This is a genomic window from Rhodococcus sp. Leaf247 (genome assembly GCF_001426185.1).
In the GTDB taxonomy this organism is placed as follows: domain Bacteria; phylum Actinomycetota; class Actinomycetes; order Mycobacteriales; family Mycobacteriaceae; genus Rhodococcoides.
This window is the reverse complement of record NZ_LMRP01000001.1, coordinates 1080767-1106571: the sequence shown is the minus strand read 5'-3', so window position 1 is coordinate 1106571 and position 25805 is coordinate 1080767. Positions and strand designations below refer to the sequence as shown.

At 66.7% G+C, this 25805-nt stretch carries 27 protein-coding genes; 21 read left to right on the top strand and 6 right to left on the bottom strand.

Translation table 11 applies throughout. From position 1 onward, the window contains the following. Positions 1–251 precede the first annotated feature (251 nt). From ASG64_RS05280 to ASG64_RS05245, 8 genes are all read left to right on the top strand, one after another. Positions 252–1451 carry an acyl-CoA dehydrogenase family protein gene (locus ASG64_RS05280; RefSeq protein ID WP_042574426.1) on the top strand — a complete coding sequence of 400 codons (1200 nt, stop codon included), beginning with the start codon at positions 252–254 and terminating at the stop codon, positions 1449–1451. Further along, entirely contained in the window at positions 1448–1987 is a 540-nt protein-coding gene (locus ASG64_RS05275) for a flavin reductase family protein (protein ID WP_231568664.1), read from the top strand. Before ASG64_RS05280 ends, ASG64_RS05275 begins: the two co-directional genes overlap by 4 nt. Next, positions 1984–2268, top strand: coding sequence for an antibiotic biosynthesis monooxygenase family protein (locus ASG64_RS05270; protein WP_042574427.1), 285 nt, complete (start codon positions 1984–1986; stop codon positions 2266–2268). Before ASG64_RS05275 ends, ASG64_RS05270 begins: the two co-directional genes overlap by 4 nt. Before the next feature lie 142 nt (positions 2269–2410). Further along, the gene (locus ASG64_RS05265; RefSeq protein ID WP_042574547.1) at positions 2411–2602 is read left to right on the top strand and encodes a ferredoxin; all 192 of its coding nucleotides are present in this window, start codon (positions 2411–2413) and stop codon (positions 2600–2602) included. Further along, positions 2599–3810, top strand: a complete 1212-nt coding sequence (locus tag ASG64_RS05260; RefSeq protein ID WP_042574428.1) for a cytochrome P450 — start codon at positions 2599–2601, stop codon at positions 3808–3810. The genes ASG64_RS05265 and ASG64_RS05260 overlap by 4 nt, the downstream gene beginning before the upstream one ends. After that, positions 3807–5198, top strand: a complete 1392-nt coding sequence (locus ASG64_RS05255; protein WP_056070655.1) for an MmgE/PrpD family protein — start codon at positions 3807–3809, stop codon at positions 5196–5198. Before ASG64_RS05260 ends, ASG64_RS05255 begins: the two co-directional genes overlap by 4 nt. Further along, a complete protein-coding gene (locus ASG64_RS05250) occupies positions 5195–6016 on the top strand; it encodes a hypothetical protein (protein ID WP_056070652.1) in 822 nt (273 codons plus the stop codon). The genes ASG64_RS05255 and ASG64_RS05250 overlap by 4 nt, the downstream gene beginning before the upstream one ends. Further along, on the top strand, positions 6013–7218 hold the full coding sequence (locus ASG64_RS05245; protein ID WP_056070649.1) for an NAD(P)/FAD-dependent oxidoreductase: 1206 nt from the start codon (positions 6013–6015) through the stop codon (positions 7216–7218). Before ASG64_RS05250 ends, ASG64_RS05245 begins: the two co-directional genes overlap by 4 nt. A gap of 5 nt (positions 7219–7223) precedes the next feature. Here the strand turns inward: ASG64_RS05245 and ASG64_RS05240 are convergent, their stop codons facing one another. Beyond that, positions 7224–8159 (bottom strand): LysR family transcriptional regulator, encoded by a 936-nt coding sequence (locus tag ASG64_RS05240; RefSeq protein ID WP_056070646.1) that lies wholly within the window; start codon positions 8157–8159, stop codon positions 7224–7226. 92 nt (positions 8160–8251) lie between these two features. Here ASG64_RS05240 and ASG64_RS05235 point away from each other — a divergent pair, with 92 nt between their 5' ends. From ASG64_RS05235 to ASG64_RS05185, 11 genes are all read left to right on the top strand, one after another. Then, positions 8252–9457 (top strand): FAD-dependent oxidoreductase, encoded by a 1206-nt coding sequence (locus ASG64_RS05235; protein ID WP_056070643.1) that lies wholly within the window; start codon positions 8252–8254, stop codon positions 9455–9457. 33 nt (positions 9458–9490) lie between these two features. Next, complete coding sequence (locus ASG64_RS05230; RefSeq protein ID WP_056070640.1) at positions 9491–10651, top strand: CaiB/BaiF CoA transferase family protein; 1161 nt, start codon at positions 9491–9493, stop codon at positions 10649–10651. A gap of 1 nt (position 10652) precedes the next feature. Further along, positions 10653–11492, top strand: a complete 840-nt coding sequence (locus ASG64_RS05225) for an HpcH/HpaI aldolase/citrate lyase family protein (RefSeq protein WP_056072736.1) — start codon at positions 10653–10655, stop codon at positions 11490–11492. Between the two features lie 155 nt (positions 11493–11647). Beyond that, positions 11648–13126 (top strand): aldehyde dehydrogenase, encoded by a 1479-nt coding sequence (locus ASG64_RS05220; RefSeq protein ID WP_056070637.1) that lies wholly within the window; start codon positions 11648–11650, stop codon positions 13124–13126. After that, positions 13123–13515 carry a nuclear transport factor 2 family protein gene (locus ASG64_RS05215; protein WP_056070634.1) on the top strand — a complete coding sequence of 131 codons (393 nt, stop codon included), beginning with the start codon at positions 13123–13125 and terminating at the stop codon, positions 13513–13515. The genes ASG64_RS05220 and ASG64_RS05215 overlap by 4 nt, the downstream gene beginning before the upstream one ends. A gap of 40 nt (positions 13516–13555) precedes the next feature. Further along, complete coding sequence (locus ASG64_RS05210) at positions 13556–14572, top strand: fumarylacetoacetate hydrolase family protein (protein ID WP_042574438.1); 1017 nt, start codon at positions 13556–13558, stop codon at positions 14570–14572. Between the two features lie 2 nt (positions 14573–14574). Further along, positions 14575–15780 carry a VOC family protein gene (locus ASG64_RS05205; RefSeq protein WP_056070631.1) on the top strand — a complete coding sequence of 402 codons (1206 nt, stop codon included), beginning with the start codon at positions 14575–14577 and terminating at the stop codon, positions 15778–15780. A gap of 50 nt (positions 15781–15830) precedes the next feature. Further along, positions 15831–16628, top strand: a complete 798-nt coding sequence (locus tag ASG64_RS05200; protein ID WP_056070625.1) for an SDR family NAD(P)-dependent oxidoreductase — start codon at positions 15831–15833, stop codon at positions 16626–16628. Beyond that, on the top strand, positions 16625–17332 hold the full coding sequence (locus ASG64_RS05195; protein WP_042574441.1) for an alpha/beta fold hydrolase: 708 nt from the start codon (positions 16625–16627) through the stop codon (positions 17330–17332). Before ASG64_RS05200 ends, ASG64_RS05195 begins: the two co-directional genes overlap by 4 nt. Next, a complete protein-coding gene (locus ASG64_RS05190) occupies positions 17329–18399 on the top strand; it encodes a maleylacetate reductase (protein WP_056070622.1) in 1071 nt (356 codons plus the stop codon). The genes ASG64_RS05195 and ASG64_RS05190 overlap by 4 nt, the downstream gene beginning before the upstream one ends. Positions 18400–18408: 9 nt before the next feature. Then, complete coding sequence (locus ASG64_RS05185; RefSeq protein WP_042574443.1) at positions 18409–19278, top strand: dioxygenase family protein; 870 nt, start codon at positions 18409–18411, stop codon at positions 19276–19278. Here ASG64_RS05185 and ASG64_RS05180 read toward each other — a convergent pair whose 3' ends face one another. The 5 genes from ASG64_RS05180 to ASG64_RS05160 all read right to left on the bottom strand — a co-directional run bounded on the left by ASG64_RS05180 (position 19279) and on the right by ASG64_RS05160 (position 23611). Then, a complete protein-coding gene (locus ASG64_RS05180; protein WP_056070619.1) occupies positions 19279–20202 on the bottom strand; it encodes a LysR family transcriptional regulator in 924 nt (307 codons plus the stop codon). Further along, positions 20189–20689, bottom strand: coding sequence for a hypothetical protein (locus ASG64_RS05175; RefSeq protein WP_056070616.1), 501 nt, complete (start codon positions 20687–20689; stop codon positions 20189–20191). Before ASG64_RS05175 ends, ASG64_RS05180 begins: the two co-directional genes overlap by 14 nt. A 173-nt stretch (positions 20690–20862) precedes the next feature. After that, entirely contained in the window at positions 20863–21771 is a 909-nt protein-coding gene (locus ASG64_RS05170) for a DMT family transporter (protein ID WP_056070613.1), read from the bottom strand. After that, entirely contained in the window at positions 21768–22736 is a 969-nt protein-coding gene (locus ASG64_RS05165) for a Bug family tripartite tricarboxylate transporter substrate binding protein (protein ID WP_056070610.1), read from the bottom strand. Before ASG64_RS05165 ends, ASG64_RS05170 begins: the two co-directional genes overlap by 4 nt. Then, a complete protein-coding gene (locus ASG64_RS05160; RefSeq protein ID WP_056070607.1) occupies positions 22733–23611 on the bottom strand; it encodes an SDR family oxidoreductase in 879 nt (292 codons plus the stop codon). The genes ASG64_RS05165 and ASG64_RS05160 overlap by 4 nt, the downstream gene beginning before the upstream one ends. Positions 23612–23756: 145 nt before the next feature. On the opposite strand from ASG64_RS05160, the gene ASG64_RS05155 reads away from it, so the two are divergent. Together ASG64_RS05155 and ASG64_RS05150 are read left to right on the top strand one after the other, a co-directional pair. Further along, positions 23757–24560, top strand: a complete 804-nt coding sequence (locus tag ASG64_RS05155; protein ID WP_056070605.1) for a bestrophin-like domain — start codon at positions 23757–23759, stop codon at positions 24558–24560. 27 nt (positions 24561–24587) lie between these two features. Further along, positions 24588–25778, top strand: coding sequence for an acyl-CoA dehydrogenase family protein (locus tag ASG64_RS05150; protein ID WP_056070602.1), 1191 nt, complete (start codon positions 24588–24590; stop codon positions 25776–25778). The last annotated feature ends 27 nt before the right edge of the window (positions 25779–25805 follow it).

Sequence of the window (25805 nt, the reverse complement as noted above, 5' to 3'; positions counted from 1 at the left end):
GTCGCACCGCAACCGCGTCTGATGTTGTGACGTGCGCTACATACGACCATCGGTCCACGTGTCCGGTCCACCACCAGAATCATGTGGTCGACCATGCACGCCGAGCATCGTGTGGCATGTGTCGGATGCATGGTCCCGCCCAACATTTCGGCGTTGCAGCGTTCTGACGGGCGTCGCATGCTGGGGAAGCCAGACGTGATCGGGGTCACCGAACCCGACGGACACGTCCTCCCGAACGAAAGAGACCCGACATGACCGCCTTCGCCACCCCCGAGCTCGCAGATCTCGACACCGCCGGCGTATCGGACGCAGAGCTGGTGGCACGCGCCACCGCGCTGATCCCGCTCATTCGCGAACACGCCGCCGACGCCACGAAGAATCGCAAGGTCTCGCCCGAGGTGATCGATGCGATCGCCTCGGCCGGCTTGTTCCATGTGATGGTCCCCAAGCGTTGGGGTGGACAGGGTGCGACGTTCAAGACAGCGTGCGACGTGGTCGCCGAGATCGCCCGCGGCGACGGATCGACCGGCTGGGTCACGGCGCTCACTCTGCTCGCGACGGCCTACGGAGCCACCAACACCACCCAGGCGCAGGACGATGTCTTCGGTGCGAACCCCGGTGCGCGCATCTGCGGGATCTTCTCCCCGGGTGACAAGAGCGAGAAGGTCGAGGGCGGATATCTGGTGAGCGGCAAGTGGCCGTATGCCTCCGGTTCGTTCGCGGCCCAGTGGGCGAGCCTCACCATCACTCTCGAAGGTGGCGCACCCGGTATGGCATTGATCCCCGCCGAGGCGTTCACCATCGAGCCCACCTGGTTCGTCGCAGGCATGCAGGGAACCGGTAGCGACACCATCGTGGTCAAGGATCATTTCGTGCCGGAATACCGCGTCCAGCCGGTCGCCGACATGTTCTCGTCCAAGTTCCGCTCACCGTTCACCGAGGAGCACGTCGCCTCGATGCCGTTCAACGCGGTCGCGGCAGGCATCCTCGTCGCGCCTCAGATCGGTCTGGGCCGTCACGCCCTCGAGCTCACCCGTGAGAAGCTGCCGAAGAAGCCCGTTGCTTACACCGCGTACGGCCAGGCAAAGGACTCGCCGACCCACCAGCTGGGTGTGGCGCGCGCTGCCACCAAGCTCCGTCTCGCCGAGCTGCTGCTCGACGCGATGGCGGCGGACATCGATGGCGCCGCAGAAAAGCACGAGCTGCCGAATCCGGAAATTCTTGCGCGCATCCGCAACGACACCGGCGTGGTCGCCGAGTTGGTCAAGGAAGAGATCGACTACCTGCTCACCGCCAACGGCGCCGGCTCGTTCGCCGACGTCAACGTCCTCGGCCGCGTCTGGCGCGACAGCGAGACGGCTGCGCGGCACGCGCTGGTGACGCCCGAGATCGGCCGCGAGGCCTACGGCCGTCAGCTTCTCGGCAACTACGATCCGACGATCGGCTTGTGAGGACGGTGACCGCCGCCGTGGCGCAGACGTTCGCAGGTCAGGCGAATGCCGAGGACTACCGTCACGTTCTGAGCCACGTGCCCACGAGCGTCTCGGTGATCACCGCGATGACCGAGAACGGTCCGGCGGGTATGACCGTCGGAACCTTCACCTCGGTGTCGCTCGACCCGCCCCTGGTCGCCTTCTACGTCGATCTGGGTTCGACTACCTGGCCGGTCCTGGCCGAGGCGGACCACTTCGGGATCAACGTTCTCGGTGCTCACGCCGGCGATCTCTGTCGCGCGTTCGCCCGACGGGGCGCCGAACGCTTCCTGGGGGTCGAGTGGAGTCCGTCCGGACACGGTGTGCCCTGGTTGTCCGACGCCATCGTCTCGATCGACTGCAGTCCGCACTCGGTGGACCGCATCGGTGATCACCTGCACGTGGTGGGTCGAGTGGAAGCCATCGCGCAGCAGCGTTCCGACGAACCATTGATCTTTCTGCGAGGTGGTTTCGTGGACATGTCGGCCATCGCGGACCGAGGTGTCGACCGATGATCGCCGAGCACGTGGAGATCCGGGTCAGGGAGGGGTGTGCCGGCGACCTCGAGAGCGGGTTCGACGAGATCCGCACTCTGCTGCTGGCCGCACCGGGATGCTCCGACGCGGCGCTCGCCGCCAGCGTCGATCGTCAGGACACGTACCTGCTGACCGCGCGGTGGGCACGGCTCGAGGACCACACCGAGACGTTCGCAGGTTCGGAGTCCGGCGCTCGTGTGCGCCGCATCCTGGAGCCGCTCTGCGCAGAGATGCCGCGGGTGACGCACTACTGCTGCTGAGTCATGAGCCACTCGGCTACTCGCGCCCCTGCCATATATTCACGCTATGGCAGGGGCGCTTTATTGATATTTGTCAAATGGTTGGAGCCGGCGAAGACTGTGTTCCACGCCATAAATTTTCGACCGAGTGAGGATGTTCGCCATGATCGACGTCACTGTTGATTTCGCCCGATGTGATGCCAACGGCACGTGTGCCGCGCTGATGCCCGACGTGTTCCGTATCGGCGACGACGGATTGTTGGTCCAGCTCGCAGAGTCCGTGCCGGACGATCGAGACCAGGACCTCGACGAAGCGATTCTCTGCTGCCCGATGGGAGCGATCTCGCGCTCATGACGACCTCACACGCTCTGGATCCGTTCGCACCCGATTCGCCCACCCATTCCGGTGGCGCAGCCGATGGCCAGTCGGTCATCCGCGGCGAGTACGGATACGCCGTCCTCGACTTCGCGCTCGCGACCACCGTTCTGCGCGACATGCGCTTCGTCAACGCTGCGCTGACGCTCATGGAACAGTTCGGCATCACCGACGGTCCGGTCCACGATTTCCGGGCCCGCAGCCTCATCATGGCCGAGGGCGCACGGCACATTCGGCTGCGGACCCCGCTCGCCCGATTCATGGGCCCGACGATGGTCGAGGACATTCGCGTCGAACTCCGCACAATCCTCGCGGACATCGATCCGGGTGGCCGGTCCGACGGCCCGGTCGACTTCAACGAGACCGTGGCGCGGAAGATCCCGGCGCGGGTCTACTGCCTCCTCGCCGGAGCGCCCGCCGAGGACGCACCTCTGGTCGCCAGGTTGTCCGCGGGCACTCTCGCGCTGCTGCAACGAGATCCGAGTCTGAAGGACTCGATCTTGCAGTCCTACGACGAACTGTTCGCATACCTGACCTCGCTCATTGCACGCAAGCGCGAACAGGGACTGGGCAACGACATGCTCTCGTTCCTCATCGGCCAGGAGATCGAGGGAAAGCTCGATGCCGAGGAGTTGCTGAGCGAGGCGACGGCGATGCTCGAGGCCAGTTCGGTGAACACCTCCCACCAGACTGCTCTCGTCGTGTGGACACTCCTGCGGGAGCGGGAGACGTGGAAGCGCTTGCAGGAGGACCGATCCCTGGTTCCTGCCGCGGTCGTCGAGGCATGCCGGCTCTACCCCCGTCCCGGCATCGTCAGCAAGATCGCATCCGAGGACATCGACATCGCCGGCACGACCGTCCCGGCCGGATCCGATGTCCATGTCGCGGTGTGGTCGGCCAATCGCGATCCCGAACGCTTTCCGAACCCGGATGCCTTCGACATCGATCGTGAACGCGTGCAACCACTGACCTTCAGTACAGGTCTGCACGGATGCCTCGGACAGAGCCTTGCCAAGGTGGAGATGGAGGAGGTGGTGGGCTTCCTGCTCGACCGCTACCCCGATGCGACGGTGGTCGACGAGGGGACACGCATCGGACATGCCGGCGGACGCTGGCTCGTCGACTCGCTCGCCGTCGACCTCGGACCCGCACGCGCCGGCCGATCTGTCGCGGAGGCCACGCCGTGACCGCGGCAGCGCAGACGATCACCGAACACCTTGCGGCGCAGTGGGCAGACACGACGTACGACGATCTCCCGCGCGATGTCGTCGACGCCGTCAAGGACCACATCCTCGACACGCTGGCCGTCGCGCTCGTGGGTGCGAGCACACCCGAGGTGACGGCCGTGATCGACGCGTCCGTGTCGTTCTCGTCCTCGCCCACGGGATCCGTCGTCTGGGGGACCGGACACCGGTTCACCCCCGCGCACGCCGCCCTGGTCAACGGTACTTCGGCGCATGCCCGCGATTTCGACGACGGTGGCGGCGCGGGCCACGCCGGCTCGACGGTGCTACCTGCCGCACTGGCCGTCGGTGAACATGCCGGATCGACCGGGCGACAGGTGATCACCGCGGTCGTCGCGGGTTACGACGTGGGGTATCGCGCACTGCAATCGCTCGGTGGTTTCGCCGCGCACACCGATCGCGGCTGGCACACCAGCGGCACGATGGGCAGCCTCGGCGCAGCCGCAGCGGCGGCGTCGCTTCTCGGCGCCGACCGCGGAGCCTATGCCGACGCTCTCGGGATCGCGGGATCGTTCACCGGAGGTGTGTGGGCGTTCATCGACGACGGTGCGCTGACGAAACGTATCCACCCGGGCAAGGCCGGTGAGACCGGCGTCGACGCCGCGGTCCTGGCCGTCGGAGGCATCACCGGACCTCGGCGCATCTTCGAAGCCGAGTGGGGCGGCCTGCACTCGGTTCTCGCCGACGGGATCGGCCATCCCGAGCGCGCACTGCGGGATCTGGGTGTCGACTTCAACGTCGCGACCTCCTATCTCAAGCCGTACGCGTGCTGCCGCGGGAGCCACTCCGCCGTCGACGCGGTGCGGAGGTTGATCGCCGAACGCGGCCTCACTCCGGAGAACGTCCGGTCGGTGACGATCACCGCCGGCACCACCGCGGTGAACATGCTGTCGGTCTCGCCGATCGAGAACGTCTTCGACGCCCAGTTCAGCCTTCCTTACGCTGTCGCTCTCGCGCTGTGTGGCAGCGACCTCGGGCTTGCCGACTACGACCCGCCCCGTCACGGCGAGGCACGGATCGCCGATCTTCTGACGGCGATCTCGATGGAGGTGGACGACTCCATCGAGATCGAGGACGGTCCTCGGCTGTCCTTCGTGCTCACCGACGGCGAGACGATCACCGTGGACGCCGGAAACCCCACCGACGCACGCGGATCCGCGGTGCGCCCGCTCTCCCACGACGAGGTCGTCGCCAAGGCTACGTCGGTGCTCCGCCCACTGGGCGGGGACATTGCGTCTCGCCTGGTCGCTGCCGTGGAGAACCTCGACGACGCTCCCTACCTCACCGAACTCCTCGCCGTGCTGGCGGCCGAAAGGGTACCCACATCATGACCACGCCCGAGACGATCGCGCGGACCGAGGTGATCTCGGCCGAACCGGTCGAGTCGATGGCCGCACTTCTCGACATCGACGTTCCCCACGCACTCGGTGACACGGTGCCGCCGATCTGGCACTGGCTGCACCTGCTTCCTCGTGACCCGCAGGCAGATTTGGGTGAAGACGGACACCCGCTGACGGGGATCCCGGCACCGCCCGGTGGTGGTCGCCGACGCATGTTCGGAGGAGGTCGCGTGACGACCTTCGGGGAGCTGCGGATCGGGGAGCCCGCGACGAAGATGACCTCCATCGCGAAGTCGGTGGACAAGGTGGGCCGCACCGGTGCGCTGACGCTCACCACCGTGCTCCAGGAGATCACCCAGAACGGCGAACTGGTCATCCGCGAGGAACAGGACATCGTCTACCGGGAGGGTGGTTCTGCGCCCCTCCCGACACCCGCTCCGGCGGTCGATCCGGTGCGTGAGCCGTCGCTGTCCCTCCCAGTGAACGAGGCGCTCCTGTTCCGGTTCTCGGCGTTGACCTACAACGCGCACCGCATCCACTACGACCTCGACTGGTGCCGCCGAGAGGGATACGACGGGCTGGTGATCCACGGACCACTGCTCGCGTTCCTGATGGCCGATCACATGCGTCGCCAGGGAATCTCGCTGCTGAACCGGACGTTCGGGTACCGACTGGTCTCACCGATGACGCGGCCGCAGACAGTCACCGTGACCCCCGATGCCGACGGTCTCCAGGTCGGCGCCGAAGCACGCAGCGCCGCGGGTGTCATGTGCGCGGTGGGCACGCTGTCCGACGGGCCGCAGCGATGAGCGCCGAGACCGACGTTCTGATCGTGGGCGGGTCCGTGGCTGCGGTCCGTGCGGCCGAGGCGATCTCGCGGCATGCGCCCGCTGTTCGAGTGACGATGGTCAGCGACGAGCCGCACCTACCGTACGAGCGGCCACCACTGTCGAAGACCGCACTCGACGGCACCCTCGACCTCTCGGCATTGACCTACCCCTCCGTCGCAGGTCTACGCGAGCACGGAGTGGAGTTCGTGACGGATACCCGAGTCACCTCTCTCGATGTCGAGGGCCGCACGGTCTCCACGACCGCCGGTGACATCACCTACGGCGCAGCGATTCTGGCCACCGGATGCGAACCGATCTTTCCGCCGATGTTCCGACAGCTCCCCGACGTGTTCGTGCTGAGGCGCTTCCAGGACGCTGTCGCCCTCCGCGCCGCGGTGGCGGATCGACGAAAGTCGGTGGCCGTCATCGGGGCCGGCTTCATCGGTGGGGAATTCGCCGCCACGCTGGCGACGGTCGGACGACCCGTCACCATCGTCGATCTCGCTACGAAACCTCTGGGCCGGTTCGGGGACCCGGTGGCTTCCGAATACGCGGCGCTGCATCGAGATTCCGGTGTGACACTCGTACTCGGGGACGCGGTGACCGGAGTGGAGGACGCCGAGGCCGGCAGAGTGCTCCGCCTGGCCAGCGGTGCCACCGTCCCGGCCGACGTCATCCTTCTCGGCATCGGTGTGCGACCGTCCACCGGGTGGATGGAGAACTCAGGACTGACGCTGGACAACGGTGTGGTGTGCGACTCGACGCTGCGTGCGGCGGACGGTGTGTACGCGGCCGGCGACGCGGTCACCTGGCCCAACGAGCGATTCGGTGCGACGATGCGCATCGAGCACTGGACCAACGCGGCCGAGCAGGGCCGCGCGGCCGGAATCAACGCGGCCAACGCCGTGACGGGTCTGGCCCCGATCGACTGTGTCACCGTGCCCTACTTCTGGTCCGATCAGCACGGTGTCCGCATCCAGTTCTCGGGATTCATCCGAGGTGACGAGGAGATCGTCGAGTGCCCGGGTCCGGGCGGATCCCTGTACCTGTACGCCGGCGGCGACACGCTCCACGGTGTGCTGGCGTTCGAGCGGCGCGCCGAGTTCGTGAAGATCCGGGCGATGCTCCGTCGTGAGACGACGGTCGGTGCGGCCCGCGACATCCTGTCCGTCGGAGCCTGACCGTGTCAGTCCGTCGACGGCTGCGCCGCCGAACTGCCGTCGCCGCGGCGATGAAGTACATCGACGAACTGTGCGGCGACAGGGGTGATGACGCCTCCCCTCCGGGTCACGACGCCGAGCGGCAGATCCGGCCAGCCACCCTGCACCTCGACCGCCACCACGCCCGGATGATGCTCTGCCAGAACGGTACTGATGACGGAGATTCCTACGCCTGCGGCGACGAGACCTGCTGCGGTCTCGACGGTGGGGACGGATACGACCGACTCCGGGCTGCCGCCGACGGCGGCGAATCTGTCGTCGATCAGTCGGGACAGGCTACGTGCCCCTGGCACCCGGGACGGAAGTATCCACCGCTCGCCCCGCAGTTCCTCGAGAGCAACCCGCTTCCGTGCGGCGAGGGGCGACGACCCCGACACCACCAGCGTCAGTGGCGAGTGCGCGATGATCGTCGTGTCGAAGGCGACGTCGTTCACCGTGGGCAGTGGTTCTTCCACCAGGACGGGAACGACGGCAAGATCGAGGTAGCCGTCCGCCAGGTTCTCGAGCAGAACCAGAGGATTGGCGTCGGCGAGTTCGAACGTGATGCGCGGATACTCTGCCAGGAAGTCGGATACCGCGCTGTTGACCATGTGCCACAACCCGATCGGTTCCGCGCCGATACGGAGTTCGCCGTCCAATCCCTGCCCCATGGACCTGAGCGCCGCCGTGATGCGCTGCTCCTCGGCCACGAGTCGCCTGCCCGCGTTCTGCAGGTAGCGCCCGGCGTCGGTGAGGGTCACGCCGCGCGGATGGCGCTCGAGAAGCCGGACGGCGAGCTCGGACTCCAGTTTGGTCATCGCAGAGCTGAGCGGGGGCTGCGACAGATGCAGGATACGTGCCGCCTCGGTGATGGATCCGGCATCCGCAACGGCGAGAAAGTAAGTGACGCTCCGGATGTCCATGCGCCGAGTGTATGGCAGGGCCACCGCAATGGTATTGGCCTTTCGGGGACGAGTGCAGGATCGTGAACAACCAGGCGAGTGATGGAGGAACAGTGTCCGAAGATCAGCAGGTGACAGTGATCGGGGCCGGCCCGACGGGGCTCCTGACCGCCCTCGGCCTGGCTCGACAGGGCGTCACGGTCACGGTCGTCGAGCGGGCGCCGGGTCTGCAGGACACACCGCGGGCCATCGTGTACCACTGGTCCACCCTGGACGGCTTGGCGCGACTCGATCTCCTCGACGACGCCGGTCGTGCCGGATTCTTCAAGCAGGACTACGCCTATCGAGTCCGTGCCACCGGCGAGATCATCTCGTACGGACTCGCGGCGCTCGACGGGAAGGTCGAGAGACCCCACAACCTGCACCTCGGTCAGGGCGCCCTCGCCGCGGTCGTACTCGGCAGACTCGAGGCCTTCGACAACGTCCGGGTGCTGTGGGGCCACGAGGTCACCGCGATCGAGCAGGACGCGACCGGAGTGAACGTCACGGTGCGCGGTGCCGACTCGGAGGAAGTCCTGCGCTCGGAGTGGCTCGTCGGTGCCGACGGGGCCGGATCGGCCGTCCGGCGACTGTCGGGACTCGAGTTCGAGGGTATGACATGGCCGGAACGGTTCGTCGCCACCAACATTCGCTTCCCCGATGACCGTGAGGGATGGGCGCAGTCCACCTTCTACCTCGACGACGTGTACGGCGCGATCATCGCCAAGATCGACGAGTCGGGTGATCACGGGCTGTGGCGGTACACGTACATGGAGGACGCGGATCTCGCCGCGGATTCGATCGACGACCGCATGCCACGCTTCCTGTCCGCGGTATTCGGGCACGAGGTGGCCGACCGGATCGAGGTCGTCGCCACGTCCCCGTACCGGATGCATCAACGCGCCGCATCCGCCTTCCGGGTGGGCCGGGTGCTGCTCGCCGGTGACGCCGCGCACGCGACGAACCCGACGGGTGGACTCGGGCTGACCATGGGCCTGTTCGACGCCTACTCGCTCATCGAAGGTCTGGGTGCTGTCGTCACCGGTCGAGCGAGCGACGACGTTCTCGACGAGTATGCGCGACAACGACGGTCGGCCTTCGTCGACAAGGCGAGTCCGCGCGCATCGTCGAACAAGAAGCTGCTGTTCCACTCGTCCGACCCCGTGCAGCGAGATCGGGATCTGGAGATGTTCCGCCGGATGTCCCGGGACCGCGAGTTCGCGGCCGACGTCCTGTACTTCACCAAGACCCTCGAAAGTCCGTCGCTGCTCTCCGTGTAGCGCGACCACCACCCGAAACGAAGGTGTACCACCATGAATCCTCTCGACGGACTCACGATCGTGTCGTTGGAACAGGCTGTCGCGGCGCCCTTCGCCACGCGGCAGCTTGCTGATCTCGGCGCCCGCGTCATCAAGATCGAGCGACCGGGCGTCGGCGACTTCGCCCGTGGCTACGACGAGACCGTGCACGGGCTGGCCAGTCACTTCGTCTGGCTCAATCGCTCCAAGGAATCCGTGGCGCTCGACCTCAAGTCCGACGAGGGGCGTGCCGCGGTGCACGCGCTCGTCGAACAGGCCGACATCTTCGTGCAGAACCTCGCCCCGGGTGCTGCCGAGCGGCTGGGGCTCGGCGCCGAGGATCTGCGTGCCCGCCACCCCCGTCTCATCCACGTCTCGATCTCCGGGTACGGACGCGGCGGGCCGTACTCGTCGAAGAAGGCGTACGACCTGCTCGTGCAGTGCGAGGCCGGTCTCGTCTCGATTACCGGAACGCAGGACGAGCCGTCGAAAGTCGGAATCTCCATCGCGGACATAGCATCCGGGATGTACGCCTACTCGGGCGTCCTGACCGCGGTGATCCGCCGCGACCGCACAGGTGAGGGCGCCACCATCGAGGTGTCCATGCTCGAGGCACTCGCCGAGTGGATGGGGTTCCCCCTCAACTACGCCATGTACGGCGGATCGTCCCCGTCGAGGACCGGCGCCAGGCACGCGGCGATCGCCCCGTACGGGCCCTTCACCTGTGGGGACGCGAACGAGGTATTCCTGGGTATCCAGAACGAGCGCGAATGGGCGACGTTCTGCGACGTCATCCTCGACACCCCGGCGCTCGCGCAGGACCCGCGGTTCCTCCGCAACTCGAGCCGGGTCGAGAACAACGCCGAGTTGCGCAGTGCCATCGAGGCCGTCTTCGCCTCCGACACAGCGGAATCGGTGGCGGAGAAATTGGAGCAGGCGGGCATAGCGAACGCGCTGCTGCGTACGATGGACGGCCTTGCGGCGCACCCGCAGCTCGCCGCCCGAGATCGGTGGCGGACCTACGATTCGCCGGCCGGCCCGCTGCGTGCGCTGGTACCGCCGGTCACGATGTCGGACGCGGCGCCGTTCATGGGCGCAATTCCCGAGGTGGGCCAGCACACCGACGCCGTGCTCGCGGAGTTCGGCATCGCGTCACCGGTCGCCACCGGTGCGTGACGTGAGGCCCGATCGACCGTCGGTCGACCACGCCTCCACATTCCTCTTCGTTCCCGGAGATCGCCCCGAGCGGTTCGACAAAGCCGCGCGCGCCGGCGCCGACATGGTCATTCTCGATCTCGAGGACGCCGTCGCAGAGGGGGCGAAAGCCGCAGCACGCACACACGTGGTGCGCTGGCTGTCGGAGGGCGGAATCGGCTGTGTCCGGGTCAATGCGGTCACGAGCGATCATCACCACGACGACATCGAAGCTCTGTCCGACGTCGCGGGCCTGTGCTGCGTGATGGTTCCGAAGGCGGACGTCACTGTGGACTGGGCCGGAATCGAGCGGAGCGTGCGCGGACAGGCAGTCGCGCTGGTCGAGACGGCCGCGGGCCTGGACTGCGCGGCTGCTCTCGCACGCGACCCGGACGTGGCGCGGCTGGCGTTCGGCCACCTGGACTACGCCGTCGATCTCGGCGCCGAACCGTCTCGGGCGGCGATGATGCACGCCCGGTCCCGGTTGGTCCTGGCATCGAGAGTGGGCGGCAAGCCCCCGCCGATCGACGGAGTCACCACAGCGCTCGGCGACGTAAGTGCTCTCACCGACGACATCAGGCATGCGCAGGAGATGGGTATGGGCGGCAAACTCTTGATCCATCCGTCGCAGGTCGACCCGGCCAGGCGCGCGTTCGCGCCCTCCGACGATCAGGTGGAGGCCGCGCGCAGGATCGTCGCGGCTGCTAGGTCGGGGGCTGCTGTGAAGGTCGACGGGTTCATGGTGGACGCGCCAGTGCTTGCTCGCGCTCACCGCGTCCTGCACTCCGCCGGCGTGGGTTCCGCGCCGTCTTCGGCCGGATAGCGCGAGCGCCGGAACTGCAGTGATACGCCGCAGGCATGGTGGCCGGGAACATCCTGGCATTGCAGCGACTGTGTGCCGGCGCACAGACTCGACAGTGACCGGAGTCTCACTCCACGGTCGTCGCCCTTCGTTCCGAGTACCGAGGAGAATCCCTGATGTCCGTCACCGTCGACAGGCCGAGCAGTCTGGATCGCACCCGCTTCTTCATCGACGGCGAGTGGGTCGATCCCGTGCGGATCGAGCTGCGGGACCAGATCGAAGCAGCCACCGGTGAACGCCTCGGCGTCGCTGCTCTCGCCGGCGAGGCCGACATCGATCGCGCCGTCCGCGCGGCCCGTCGGGCACTGGACGAAGGCCCGTGGGGCCGCACCACTGCGTCCGAGCGCGCCACCGTGTTGCGCGCCTTCGCCGACGCCCTGGACGCGCGAGCCGGAGACACGGCCACCCTGGTCAGCCGCGAGAACGGCATGATTCTCGGTCTGTCGCACGCACTCAACGGCGGTGCGCCCGGAGCGTTGCTGCGGATGTACGCCGACATCGTGGAGGCGCTTCCGCTCGAGTCGGTGCGACCGAGCCAGGCGGGTTCGACCATCGTCCGTCGTCTCCCTGTCGGTGTTGTCGGCGCGATCGCGCCGTGGAACTTCCCGCAGGCGCTCGCGATGTTCAAGATCGCGCCCGCTCTGGCCGCAGGATGCACCGTCGTTCTCAAGCCCTCGCCCGAAACTGCCCTGGATTCCTATGTTTTCGCCGATGCGGCCCTCGAGGCCGGCCTCCCGGCGGGTGTCCTGAACATCGTCCTGGGCGACCGTGACGCGGGTGCCGCACTGGTGTCGCACCCGCTGGTCGACAAGATCGCGTTCACCGGTTCCACCGAGGCCGGACGCATCATCGGTCAGGAGTGCGGACGACTGCTTCGGCGATCGACGCTGGAGCTCGGTGGCAAGTCCGCCGCGATCGTCCTCGAGGACGCCGACATCGACACGGTGCTCGCGGGTCTGGACAACGCGTCCTTCCTGAACAACAGCCAGACCTGTACCACGCAATCGCGGATTCTCGTCGCCCGGTCGCGGTACGAGGAGGTCGTCGAGGCCATCGGACACTTCGCCGATTCCTACGTGCTCGGTGATCCACTGGACGCCGCCACCACGATGGGTCCGATGGCTACCAGTGGCCATCGCGACAAGGTGTTGGGCTACATCGACATCGCCAAGAACTCCGGTGCACGCCTCGTCGCGGGCGGCGACCGTCCTGCACATCTCGATCGCGGCTGGTTCGTACAGCCGACGGTCTTCGCGGACGTCGACAACGGTGATCGCCTGGCGCGGGAAGAGGTGTTCGGCCCCGTGATGGCACTGATCCCGTTCGAGGACGACGCCGACGCCGTTCGGATGGCCAACGACAGCAACTACGGGCTGGGCGGTTCGGTGTGGAGCGCCGACGAAGACCGGGCGTTGGCGGTAGCCCGTCAGGTGCGCACCGGGACTATCGGTTTGAACTACTACACACTGGATCTGGGTGCACCGTTCGGCGGGTTCAAGGATTCCGGCCTCGGACGCGAACTCGGTCCCGAGGGGATCAACGCGTACCTGGAGTACCAGTCGGTCTACGCCTCGACGCGCTACCTCGACGCATGAGCGGCGAGTCGCCGGCCGATGTCGTGACCGCATACTTCGCCGGGGTCACCGCCGGTGACGCCGGCGCGGTCACCGCACTCTTCGCACCCGACGCGGTACTGAGCAACGCCGCCGGCACCCTCACCGGATCCGCAGCTATCGGGCGGATGTACGAGGGTGGGCTGAACGGCACCACCATGATGCGTCCGTCCCCGCGTCGCCTGCTGGTCGACGGTGACGACGTCGCCGTGGAGATCGACCTCGACGTGAACGGCAACGTCGTCGTTCTCGGTGACTTCTTCACGGTGCGCGACGGACTGATCACCTCTCTGGCGATCTACAGCCTCACACCCGCCGGAGGGCGCCTGCTCGACGACGTCGGGGTCGATCCGTCCGCACCGACGACGTGACTCGGTCCCCACTGACTCACTCACCACTACAGGGAGATTCATGAAGATCGCAGTTTTCGGACCGCACCGCCGCGTGGGAGCCGTCGTCGACGGGACCGTCGTCGACCTCCATGCGGCCTATATCGCCTACCTGACGGAGAAGGAGCCGAGCCCACGGGCATCGGCACGAGCGGATCACGAAGTCCCGTCGGACCTGAATTCGTTCATCGAGCAGGGGGACAGCGCGTTGGCCGGTGCCCGCGCGGCACTAGATCACCTCGCCGAGCGACCTGATACGAGGGGAGTCGACGGGGAGCAACTGGTATTCGACCTCGGCGAGGTCACGCTGCACGCGCCGATCGAGAGCCCGTCGCGCATCTTCGCCGCGCTGGCCAACTTCGCGGACCACATGCAGGCGGCAGCGGACAACACGTCGAGTGGAACCGACAAGGCGACCCTCGACAGATTGGTGTCGGGTGGGCCAAAGTACTTCATCAAGGATCCCCGAGTGGTGTCCGCGGACGGTGACGATCTGTCCTACCCCGCCCGCACCGACTTGCTGGACTACGAGGCCGAGGTCGCCGTGGTCCTGGGTCGGCGCGGGAAGGACATCGCCGCAGCGGATTTCGACCAGTACATCTACGGCTACACCCTGGTCAACGACTGGTCGATCCGAGACAACATCTCCTTCGGCCCGGACTTCCAGTACTCGAAGAACTTCGACGGTGCAGCGAGCGTCGGTCCGTGGATCGTCGTCGACGAGGGACTGGATGCGCAGGACATTCCCGTCGAGGCACGCGTCAACGGTGAGGTCCGGCAGAGCGGTAGTACCAAATCCATGATCCACTCGTTTGCCGCGTTGGGGGAGTACCTCTCCCGTGACTCCACCCTGTTCCCGGGAGATCTCATCAGCGGCGGCACCCCGAAGGGCACCGCAGTCGACTCGAGCACCAAGAACGCGGACGGCGGCTTCGACGACGACTCCAAGTTCCTGAGCCCCGGCGACGTCGTCGAGATCAGCTCGGCTGCACTGGGTTCCATCACCAACACCGTCACCGGAACGCGGAAGGGGCACTAGCCGTGGCCGCGAAGAAGTACTCCGTCGGCGGAGTGACGTACGACCGCCCGTTCAAGATTCGTCGGCTCAACCACTTCGGCATCAGCGTCGCCGACACCGGTGACGCCGTGGCGTTCTACCGCGACCTTCTCGGATTCGTGGTGGCCGACATGCTCGACCTGAACAAGTACGACCCGGGACCCTGGCTCGACGGCCTCCCGGACACGCGCATCTACTTCCTGCGCCACAACAGCGACCATCACACCCTCGTGCTCATGCCGCGGGCGTGGGTGGACAAGAACGAGAGCCCGGCTCGGGACGACATCACGGTCAACCAGATCACGTGGCAGGTCGGTTCGCTGCGCGAGGTCGTGGAGGCGCGTCTGTGGCTCGAGGAGCAGGGGTCGAAGGTCGACCGGTACGGTCGCGATCCGGGGTCCAACTGGCACACCTACTTCCCTGATCCGACGGGTCACACGAACGAACTCGAGTACGGCATCGAGCAGGTCGGATGGGACGGCGTCAGCAAGCCGGAGATCATGTGGCCGTGGGCGAACGAGCATCCGGCTCTGCCCACCCGCTCGGAGGGAACCGAGCTCGACGATGCGGAGAAGGCAGGCATCGACCTGACCTCGGGACACCGGTGGGTCGACACTCTCCCCAAGACGCACGACGTGGGCGGCGTGCTGTTGTCCCGTCCGTTCAAGCCCGTACGCATCGGCCCCGTAAGCATCTTCGTCTCCGATCTCGATGCCGCTGTGCGCTTCTACACCGAGACGCTGGGACTCGTCGTGTCCGAGGAGACGTCTGTACTCGGCCATCGCGCGGTCTTCCTGCGTGCCAACACCGAGCATCACAGCATCGCTCTGTTCCCGGTCGAGGCACGCGAGCCGCTCGGGTTGGGTGACGAGACGACGCTGCTCGCCTTCGGTGTCCAGGTGGGATCGTACGAGCAGTTGCGGGCCGCACGGACTTTCCTGGAGGGCAGGGGCGTGAAGCTCGTCGACCTCCCGCCGGAGATCCACCCCGGCATCGACTACGTCCTGCACGCGGTGTCACCGGACGGACACGTCATGCAGCTCTACTACTACATGGAGCAGGTCGGCTGGGACGGTGCCGTGCGTCCGCAGTCGGGTCGTCGTGTGGTGGAGGCCGGCGTGTGGCCCGAGACCCTGGAGCCGATGTCCGACACATACGGCGGCGAGACCTTCTGGGGTCCGCTCGGCTGATGTCCGCTTCTCGGCGAACCCGTCCGTTCACATCACGTCATAGGAGATCCGTGTCCGACCACACCACCGTCACCCGCGTCGCCGCCGTCAGCGGCGCCGCACAGGGCCTGGGAGCCGAGATCGCCGAACGTCTGGCGAGAGCGGGCTTCTCACTCGCTCTCCTCGACCTGCAGGACACGGGCCTGAAGAACACCCGAGCCCACATCGAGGAGCTGCACCCCGGCATCGAGGTCATCACCGTCGTCGCCGATCTCGCGGACGAGGCGGCCGTCGTGGCGGCGTTCCAGCAGATCGACGAACGCTTCGGCCGACTCGACGCCCTGGTCAACACTGCGGGAGGTAGCGGCACGGACCCGGTGCGCTCGCTCGCGGATCTCGGGGTGGACGTGTGGCGCAGGGTGGTGGACAACAATCTCACCAGTGCGTTCCTCTGCAGCCGAGAAGCGGTGCAGCTCATGCTCCGACACGACTACGGCCGTATCGTCAACTTCTCGTCGGCGGTGGCGAAGGGGCTCTCGGGCCCCTCGGGGACAGTCGGCGCGCGTCTGCCCTATGCCGCGTCGAAGGCCGCCGTGAACGGATTCACCAAGCAGTTGGCGAAGGACCTGGGAACCACCGGAATCACCGTCAACGCGGTGTCTCCCGGACTGGTCCTTCCGGACGCGGGTCGAGTCCGGGACATCTTCGATGCACTCCCCGCCGATGCACAGGCCGCCACCCGAGCAGCGATACCGCTGGGCCGCACCGGAACCGGGTCGGAGATAGCCGAAGCGGTGGCCTACCTGGTGTCCGAGCACGCGGGCTTCACCTCGGGATGCATATTGGCTGTCGACGGAGCAGCGACATGACAGCACTCCCGCTCGTCTTCGTCCCCGCACTCGGGTCGGACGAACGTCTCTGGCAGCCCGTCGCCGACCTGCTGGCGGACTCGATCGAGACGATCGTGGTTCGCGGAGAAGGATCATCGATCTCGGCGATGGCGGACAGCGTCCTCGAGCAATGCCCCCCACGGTTCGCCGTCGCGGGGAACTCGATGGGAAGCTATGTAGCCCTGGAGATAGCGCTCCGGATGTCACCGCGGGTGCACGGCCTGGCTCTGCTGAACTCGTCTGCGATCGCAGCGGACGCCGGGCGTCGGGAGAACTCTCGTCGCATCATCGAGATGGTGCGCGGGGGACGCTTCGACGAGGCGGTGACCGCGATGTCCGGTGCTGTAGCACCCCGTCGGCCGGAGGTCGCCGATCTCGCCGCGACGATGGCACGCGACCTGGGGGAGGACGTCCTCGTCGCCCAGCAGGTCGCCGTGATGACCCGACACGATCGTCGGGACGAACTGTCTTCTCTCACCGTGCCCACCCTGGTGATCGCCGGCACCGACGACGCCATCACACCGAGTGACCTGGGTCGTGAGGTCACCAGCTTGGTTCCGGGTGCCGAACTGGTCGTGCTCGCCGGCGTGGGTCATCTGTCGACGCTCGAAGCACCGGAATCCGTCGCCGCGAACCTCGCTCGCTGGCATGCCGCGCTGACCGACTCGGTGGCCCGAGCATGATGGCCTTCGACCACACCACCCTCGCGCAGCGAGTGCTGTTCCAGCACGGTCGCGTCGTCGACAACGTGGAGGCCGCGGTCGCCGCACTGTCCGGCGCTCGAGTTCTGCTCGTCGCGGACACCTCGGTGGCCGCGGTGGCCGACTCGGTGGCGACGCGAATCCCGGTGGTCGCCAGGATCGGCGAGATCGTCCAGCACGTACCCGTGGAACACGGCGACGCAGCCGTGGCGCTCGCCCGGCGCGAGAACGTCGATGTGGTCGTGTCCATCGGTGGAGGGTCCGCCACCGGACTCGCCAAGTACGTCGCTCGCGACACCGGGACACCGATCGTCGCGGTTCCGACGACGTTCGCCGGATCCGAAGCGACCGACGTGTGGGGGCAGACCGCGGGCGATCGGAAGACCACCGGGTCGAGTCCGGCGGTGCTCCCTCGGACAGTCGTCTACGACGCCGAATTGTTCGCGACGCTGCCCGCCGACCTGGCCGTGGCGTCGGGACTCAACGCCCTTGCGCACGCGGTGGACGGCTTCTGGGCACCTCGCGCCGACCCGATCAACACCGCGCTGGGGACCGAGGGGATCAGGGCACTGGTTCCCGGGCTCCGTGGGATCGCCGCCGACGCAGACGACCTGGATGCCCTCGAACGCACGCTGTACGGCGCGTATCTGGCCGCCGTCGCCTTCGCGTCGGCGGGGAGTGGACTGCACCACAAGATCTGCCATGTGCTCGGCGGTACCTTCGATCTGGCCCATGCGCAGACCCACGCCGTCGTGCTGCCGTACGTCATGGATCTGTTCGCGTCGACGGCTCCGGATGCCGCGTCGCGAGTGTCACACGCGGTGGGCGGCCCCGACGCCGCATCCGGCCTGTTCGCCCTGCGCGAGGAGCTCGGTGTGGTCGGATCGTTGCGGGAACTCGGTATGCCGGAGGGCGGCATCGACGATGCTGCAACGCGGGTCGCGGCACTCGTACCACCGTCCACTCCGCGCCCGGTCGACCCAGCGATGCTTAGTGCGCTGATCGGCGCCGCGTGGGCAGGTGCCCCTGTGGGACGCCGCGACTACTGAGGAGCAACCATGTCCGACGATGTACAGACAGAACGCGAGCAGATGCTCGTCGACACCGTGGTGCGGTCCTTCGACGGAGCACCCGACGGCCGGTTACGGCAGATCATGCAGACGGTGACCCGCCATGTTCACGCCGCGGCCCGCGAGCTCAGGCTCACGGAGACCGAGTGGAACACGATGATCGACTTCCTCACCCGGACCGGGCAGACGTGCACCGAGACCCGTCAGGAGTTCATCCTGTTGTCCGACGTGCTGGGGTTGTCCATGCAGGTCATCGGCATGAACAACCCACCGGTGGCGGATGCCACCGAGGCCACCGTCTTCGGGCCCTTCTTCGTCGACGGGGCTCCCGAGATCCAGGACGGCGGCGACATGGCCTTCGGTGCGGCCGGTGAGCCCTGCTGGGTGAGCGGAACCGTCCGGGGGACCGATGGCCGTCCAGTCGTCGGTGCGCGGATCGAGGTCTGGGAAGCGGATGAGGACGGCCTGTACGACGTCCAGTACGACGACGATCGAACGGCCGCCCGGGCGCACCTGTTCTCGGACGACAACGGCGCGTTCCGCTTCTGGGGGCTGACTCCGACGCCCTACCCGATTCCGCACGACGGCCCCGTCGGGAGCATGCTCGCCGCGGTGGGACGGTCGCCGATGCGCGCGAGCCACCTGCACTTCATGGTCACTGCCGACGGCTATCGCCGGTTGGTCACGCACATCTTCGTCGACGGTGACGAGATCGGCTGGAAAGATGCGGTGTTCGGCGTCAAGGAGTCGTTGATCAAGCAGTTCGTACGTCGCGAGGGCGTTCCGACGCCCGACGGTCGCGCGGTGTCGACATGGAGCGAGGTCACCTTCGACATCGTGCTCGCACCGTCGCAGTAATCAGGCCGTCGGGACCGGCGACGCCGTGGTCGGCTCGTCGAGCAACGACTCGTCGTACGAACCGGTCACGAATTCCAGGAATGCGCGCGCAGCACTCCCCGTCGGACCGTCGTTCCGCGTGATGACGCCGTAGGAGCGGAATGCGTTGGCGTCGCTGATCGGCACTGTGACAGTGGGAGATTGCTGATCCAAACGCGGTACCGGAACGATCGCGATTCCACTTCCGTGGCGCACCAGGGCGCGGAGCGTGGACAGCTCCGTGGCCTCGATGCTGATCGACGGCACGCAGCCGGCATCGTCGAACAATCTGTCCACCACGTGTCGCAGTCCGTAGCTCTGTCCGAGTGCGATCATGGGGCGCGTCGAGATCTCGGCGATCGAGATGGACTCCCGATCGGCGAACTCGTCACCCGGTGGCACCTCGAGACACAGCAGCTCGCGACCCAGCCGCACCCACGCCAGATCGTCGGCCACGGGTCGGGGTGCGACGAAGCCGATGTCGATCCGGCCCGAGCGCACTGCCTCGACGATGGAATCGGCAGCCCCACCTTCCAATTCGAACGACGTGAGTGGCGCCTGCACGTGATAGCGATCGAGCAACGACGGAACGAGCCATCCACCGAAAGAGTGCAGGAACCCCAACGACACGACGCCCTGATGCGGGTCGACGAGGGTGCGGATGCGTTCTTCGCCCTGCGTGAGCTCCTTCATGGCGCGCTCGGCATGTGCCCGGTAGATCTCACCGTACTTGTTCAGACGTAGCCGATTCTGATTGCGGTCGAACAGCTTCACGCCGAGTTGACGTTCTATTCTGGCGAGCGCTCTGGACAACGTCGGTTGGCTGACATGGAGCTGTGTCGCCGCGTTGGTCACATTCTCCGTCCTCGCCAACACGACAAACCACTCGAGTTCACGAACCTCCATGTGCTACACACTCTCTCGCAGATGATCGAGCCTCGGCACCCACTACCGACGCGTTCTCGGTGTCGACGATACCGAGCCGTAGGAGATGCGGAAGCGTTGTGGACGAGAACAACTCGGTCGAGGCACTGTCGTCCAGCGCGACGAGGACGACCCCGTCGGCCACTCCGGCGGCGCCGATGTCGGCGATCAGTCCCGCGAGTCCTGTCGGCGTGCCGACGTACTGCACCGTCCTCGCGGTGACGTCGTCCAGCCCGCGGCGTCGATACTCCTGGCGGGCCGTACGTGCCGACGACGCGATGAGGAACTCGACGTCCAGGACCGCGACGATTCCCGCGGCAGGGTCGCTCAGCTCGTCGTGAACGGCCGTCGCACGTCGAAGGTCGGTGGCCTGGATGCGTCGGACGCAGGGGTCGGTCCTCTGTGTATCCAGTGCGACATACAGGTGCCTCGAGGTCTGGAGACGGGGCACGGAGGCGGGTGACGGCATGTACCGAGTGTTGCAGGGATCACCACCTGCGACCTGGCCTATCTTGCTGGGGTGACCATGTCTGCGGTGAATGGAGCGGCCACGGGTTGCAGTGATCGGCGCTCGGAGCATGGAGGGAACCTACGGCACGATCGGCGGACACGCGGGCGGTTCCGTCGACGGGCTTGTCGCCCTCACCCCGACCGTCGTCGCACCCGGACCGCGACGAGCCCTCCACCGATGACGAGCGCCATGCCGAGGCCGGCGACGAGCGAGGGTCGGTGATTCCAGACGACCCAGTCGACGAGGGCGGCGAAGATGATGACGGTGTAGATGAACGGGCCGATCTTCTCGGCGGAGGCGTACCGGTAGGCCACCACGATGAGCGTCTGCGAGGCCAGCTGCGCGAAGCCGAGAGCCGTCAACGACACCCACGCTTGCGGCGGTATCGGTTCCCAGTCCGCCAGCGCGATCGGGACGGAGATGACGGTGGACAGCAGGAAGTAGTAGAAGAGGACTCTGATGACCGGTTCGGTGGCACCCAGCCAGCGGACCGACATCATCGCGAGAGCCAAGAACAGCGCGCCGGCCAAGGCGGATGCCGAGCCGAGGCCGAAGCTGTGTCCCTGTGGCTGGAGGACGAGAATCACTCCGACGAACCCGATGCCCGCGCCGATCCAGGTGGCTCCCGCGACTCGCTGCCGGGTGACCGCCCATGCGATGAACGGCATCCACAGCGGTGCGCTGTAGGTGAGCAGCGTCGCGTCGGCAAGCGGAATTCGGGTGATGGCAAAGAAGAGCGCGTACCAGCATGCCGTCCCCATAGCCGCTCTCAGGACGTGCATGCCGAACCGCCCGGTCGCCACCGTCGACCGTCCGCCCCGCAGAGCCACCGGGACGACGAAGAGCAGTCCTATCGCGTTCTGGAACAGCAGCAGCACGCCCGTCGAGGTATATGTTCCGGACTGTTTCGCCAGAGCTCCGACCAGGGCGACACAGAAGAACGCTGCGGTGATCAAGGTCGCGCCGAGGACCAGATTCTCGGGCCTGTGTCCCGATGATGTCGTGCCGGGAAGTGCTGCCGCGGAGCCGGAGTCGGTCATCGCGGCGCTGCGCGGTATCCGGTCTCGACGTCCTCCTGACTCGACGCCAGGAAGTCCTGGAACTCGGCGCCGATCATGAAGGTGGTCGTGAACTTGCGCTGTTCCGCGATCTTTTTCCAGGTGGGTGTCTCGACCATCGCGGCGAGCGCGTTCTGCCAGTAGTCGACGGCGGAGGCCGGCATGTCGGGCGGTCCGTAGAGGCCTCGCCAGTTCGACAGCGTGACGTCCAACCCTTGTTCACGAGCGGTGGGGACATCGAGTCCGGGAAGGCGGTCCTCGGCGAGGACACCGAGTGCCGTGAGGTTTCCGGCGGTGACCTGATCGACGAATTCGCTGACGCCGCCCACCGCGACGTCGACGGTGCCGTCCGCGAGGGCGGCGATCTGCTCACCGCCACCTTCACGGGTGTCGTAGCGGACGGTCGACGGGTCGCCACCGGCCGCCGACACCAGGAGACCGAAGGGGAGTTCGTCGTCGTTGGCGGCCCCGACCGTGACGCTTGCCGGGTCGGTCCTGATGGCGGCTATCACGTCGCCGAGAGTGCCGAGGGGGGACCCGGTCGGTGTCACGACCATGTAGTACTCGGTGATGAGGCGGGCGATCATGGTGACGTCGGTGTATCCGAGGTCGGACGTGCCGCGTACCTGATTGACCATCATCGACAGCGACGTCACCGCGATCTGGTCGTCGGCGCCCTTGTGGTCGCGGACCATGGAGGCGAGGAAGTCGGCGCCGCTGCCGCCCGGTCGATTCTGCACCGGCAGTGGAATATCGACGATGCGTTCCTTCTGCAGCGCGTCGACGACCGAGCGGATGGTGAGGTCGAAACCGCTGCCCTCGTCGGCCCCGGCAGTCATCGTGACGGGCCCCGCGGGATACGTCACGTCCGCGGTGGGTTCTTCTGTCGCACAACCGGTCAGCGTCAGCGTGACGGCGACCGCGGCAGCGAACGCGGACCTGTTCACGCCGGGTCCGCCATCAGGGCAGCAGAAGCAGTTCTCGCGTTCATCCGGTCCGTCTCCCGTTCGAGGATGGTGTTCAGCATGCGCGGTGCGACGACATCGAGTGCCCGGAGAGCCAGGGCTTTACGGGGAGCGATGCGGATGGGTCGGGTCTTGACGGCGGTCACCATCCAGTCGGCGGCTTCCTCCGCGCTCAGCGCGCCGACACCGTCGTAGGCGCGTGTCGGCGCGATCATGGGTGTCGCCACCAAGGGGTAGTAGATGGTCGTGGAATGGACACCCGCTGCGCCCCATTCGGTATCGATGACACGGCTGACCGCGCTCAGCGCGGCCTTGGAGGCGTTGTAGGGGGCGAACATCGGCGACGACTCAGGAAGGACACGCCACGTGGCGACATTGATGATGTGGCCGTCTCCGCGTTCGAGCATTCCGGGAGACAGTCCCCGGACGAGCCGGAGCGGCGCGTAATAGTTCAGTGCCATCACCCGCTCTATGTCGTGCCACCGCTGGAGGGACTCCGAGAGCGGCCGCCGAATCGATCTGGCCGCATTGTTGATGAGGACGTCCACGTGCCCGGCGCGCTCGACCACGGCGTCGACGTCGTCGAGGTCGGACAGGTCCGCCGGAATGGCGATCGCGGTGCCACCCGAGGCCTTGATCGTGCCGACGACGTCGTTCAAGAGGCTTTCCCGACGCGCGACCGCGAGAACGGTCGCACCCTCGGAAGCAAGTTTCACGGCCGCGACGGCGCCTATTCCGGACGACGCGCCGGTTACGAGAATTCGTTTGCCGTGCAGAGAAATTGCGGGACCGGAATGCCATCGAGGGAGTGGACGCATTCCGGCCAGCCTGAGCGACCTTCTGATGCTCGCGATCACAGCACGTCCTCTGTCCGGTCCGCACGGCGCAATCCTGCGTCGCTGAACACCATAGAATCCGCCGGCGCGCAGCGTAGCGGAATGGTCGGTCTCGGATAATGCGGTACCGGTCGCGCGAAACTGCTGGCGCGCCTACAGTTGCGCGGTGTCGAGCTGGATACTGGGTGCGATCGTGGTCGTCGTCGTGGCGTTGGCCGTCACCGTGAAATTGGCAGTGCGGACCCGGGCACCCGACCCCGGCTGGTTCATCGACAGCACCCGGGCGGCAGGCGCTCTGACGGTGATCGGAACCATGTTCGCCGTGCTGCTGGCATTCACCATCTTTTTCGCGTTGCAGAGTTATCAGAGTGCGCGCAACGGAGCCAGCATGGAAGCCGTTGCTGTGACGGAATTGCACAACGTCGCCGATGTTCTCGAAGGGCATGACGGTGACCGCCTGCACGGTGGCCTCATTTGTTACTCCCGTGCCGTGGTCTCCGACGAGTGGCCGGCCATGGCGCGTGGAGAGCGGTCCCCGGCGGTCGATCACTGGGTCGACTCCATGGTGGACGAATTCGCGGCCAAAGAACCGGTCGGTGCCTCTCAGGAGGCGGCGTACGGGCAATGGTTCGATCAGCAGGCCGAGCGCCGGGACGGTCGCCGTGCCCGCGCGGCCGAGGCAGAACCGTCCGTTCCTCTTCCGCTGTGGATCGTGCTGGGTATCGGAGCGTCGGCGATCCTGACCTACATGTGCGTCCAGGCCGACAAGCGGGAAAGCGCAGTGGTGCAGGCAATCCCGATTGCCTTCGTCTCCGCATTGGTAGCGTCGGCTCTGGTCGTCGTCGCGTTTCTCGACCATCCGTACGCCGACTGGTCCGGCAGTATCCAACCCGACGAGATGCGGGTGACGTTGCACCTCATCGACGACGGACATTCGGTGCCGTGCGATGCGAACGGTATCCCGACCTAGCCCTCGGCCTCAGTCAGGAGCAGTCCCGTGACCCATCGACCGAGCAACCCCCGCGCGGACTCACCGCGGCACCTGACCGACGACCGCATCGCGATTCGCGATCTCGCCCGCGACTTCGCGATGACGCACGTACTTCCGGTGGCGAACGAGCTCGACCCCGTGCAGGGCAGGATCCCCGAGTCCCTGAAGAAGGCGATGGCCGACATCGGTTTCTTCGGCATCCTGATCGGCGAGGAGCACGGCGGCCTGGGACTCGGCGTGTTCGAGTACTGCCTCGTCGCCGAAGAATTGTCGCGGGCGTGGATGAGCGTGTCCGGTCTGCTCGCCCGCGGAAACGGAATGGGCGGCGGATTCACGGCCGAACAGGAGGCCGCGCTGCTGCCGAGGGTGGCCGTGGGCGACTACCTCGGCTCCTACGCACTGTCGGAAGCCGACGCCGGGTCGGACATCGCGAACGTCGCGTGCCGCGCGACCCGCAGCGGCGACGACTGGATCGTCACCGGAACGAAGATGTGGTGCACGTACGCGGACGAGGCCGACTACATCGTCTTGTTCGCGAGGACGGATCCTCGTGCCGACCCGGCCGCGCCGCACCGCGGTATCAGTGCCTTCCTCATCGACAAGGAGCGTGGATCGTTTCCGGCCGGCATCCGCGGCACCGCCGCCCGGACGATCGGATATTTCGGCTGGAAGACATGGGAATTGGCGTTCGACGAGTTCCGAGTACCGGCGTCGAACATGCTGGGGGAGGAGGGCCGCGGCTTCTACCTCGCGGTCAGTGGACTGGAGGTGGGCCGTGTGCACACCGCCGCGCGGGCTATCGGGCTGGCGCGCGCGGGACTCGAGGACTCGATCGCCTACATGCACACGCGTCGCCAGTTCGGACAACCACTCGCGGATTTCCAGCACCTCCGCTTCAAGATCGCGACGATGGCGGCGGATATCGAGGCTGCCAGGCAGCTGATGTATTCCGTCGCCACCGATATCGACACCGGGCGGCGCTGCTCACTCGAAGCGTCCATGTGCAAACTCGTCGCGACCGAGATGGCGGAACGGGTGACCAGTGAGGCCGTCCAGATCCACGGGGGTGCCGGCTACACCACCGACTACCAAGTCGAGCGACACTGGCGTGACGCGCGGCTGACCAAGATCTTCGAAGGAACCAGCGAGATCCAGATGCGGATCATCTCCGACGAACTGCTGGGGCGGGCCACGTAGCTCCGCGTGGGGATCGGGCCGTCGGGG

What these genes read in the sequence shown, in the direction of transcription:
- ASG64_RS05280 (WP_042574426.1), top strand. Translation starts at nt 252, where the DNA reads ATGACCGCCTTCGCCACCCCCGAGCTCGCAGATCTCGACACCGCCGGC.
- ASG64_RS05270 (WP_042574427.1), top strand. Translation starts at nt 1,984, where the DNA reads ATGATCGCCGAGCACGTGGAGATCCGGGTCAGGGAGGGGTGTGCCGGC.
- ASG64_RS05265 (WP_042574547.1), top strand. Translation starts at nt 2,411, where the DNA reads ATGATCGACGTCACTGTTGATTTCGCCCGATGTGATGCCAACGGCACG.
- ASG64_RS05260 (WP_042574428.1), top strand. Translation starts at nt 2,599, where the DNA reads ATGACGACCTCACACGCTCTGGATCCGTTCGCACCCGATTCGCCCACC.
- ASG64_RS05250 (WP_056070652.1), top strand. Translation starts at nt 5,195, where the DNA reads ATGACCACGCCCGAGACGATCGCGCGGACCGAGGTGATCTCGGCCGAA.
- ASG64_RS05245 (WP_056070649.1), top strand. Translation starts at nt 6,013, where the DNA reads ATGAGCGCCGAGACCGACGTTCTGATCGTGGGCGGGTCCGTGGCTGCG.
- ASG64_RS05240 (WP_056070646.1), bottom strand. Translation starts at nt 8,159, where the DNA reads ATGGACATCCGGAGCGTCACTTACTTTCTCGCCGTTGCGGATGCCGGA.
- ASG64_RS05230 (WP_056070640.1), top strand. Translation starts at nt 9,491, where the DNA reads ATGAATCCTCTCGACGGACTCACGATCGTGTCGTTGGAACAGGCTGTC.
- ASG64_RS05220 (WP_056070637.1), top strand. Translation starts at nt 11,648, where the DNA reads ATGTCCGTCACCGTCGACAGGCCGAGCAGTCTGGATCGCACCCGCTTC.
- ASG64_RS05215 (WP_056070634.1), top strand. Translation starts at nt 13,123, where the DNA reads ATGAGCGGCGAGTCGCCGGCCGATGTCGTGACCGCATACTTCGCCGGG.
- ASG64_RS05210 (WP_042574438.1), top strand. Translation starts at nt 13,556, where the DNA reads ATGAAGATCGCAGTTTTCGGACCGCACCGCCGCGTGGGAGCCGTCGTC.
- ASG64_RS05195 (WP_042574441.1), top strand. Translation starts at nt 16,625, where the DNA reads ATGACAGCACTCCCGCTCGTCTTCGTCCCCGCACTCGGGTCGGACGAA.
- ASG64_RS05190 (WP_056070622.1), top strand. Translation starts at nt 17,329, where the DNA reads ATGATGGCCTTCGACCACACCACCCTCGCGCAGCGAGTGCTGTTCCAG.
- ASG64_RS05185 (WP_042574443.1), top strand. Translation starts at nt 18,409, where the DNA reads ATGTCCGACGATGTACAGACAGAACGCGAGCAGATGCTCGTCGACACC.
- ASG64_RS05180 (WP_056070619.1), bottom strand. Translation starts at nt 20,202, where the DNA reads ATGGAGGTTCGTGAACTCGAGTGGTTTGTCGTGTTGGCGAGGACGGAG.
- ASG64_RS05175 (WP_056070616.1), bottom strand. Translation starts at nt 20,689, where the DNA reads ATGCCGTCACCCGCCTCCGTGCCCCGTCTCCAGACCTCGAGGCACCTG.
- ASG64_RS05170 (WP_056070613.1), bottom strand. Translation starts at nt 21,771, where the DNA reads ATGACCGACTCCGGCTCCGCGGCAGCACTTCCCGGCACGACATCATCG.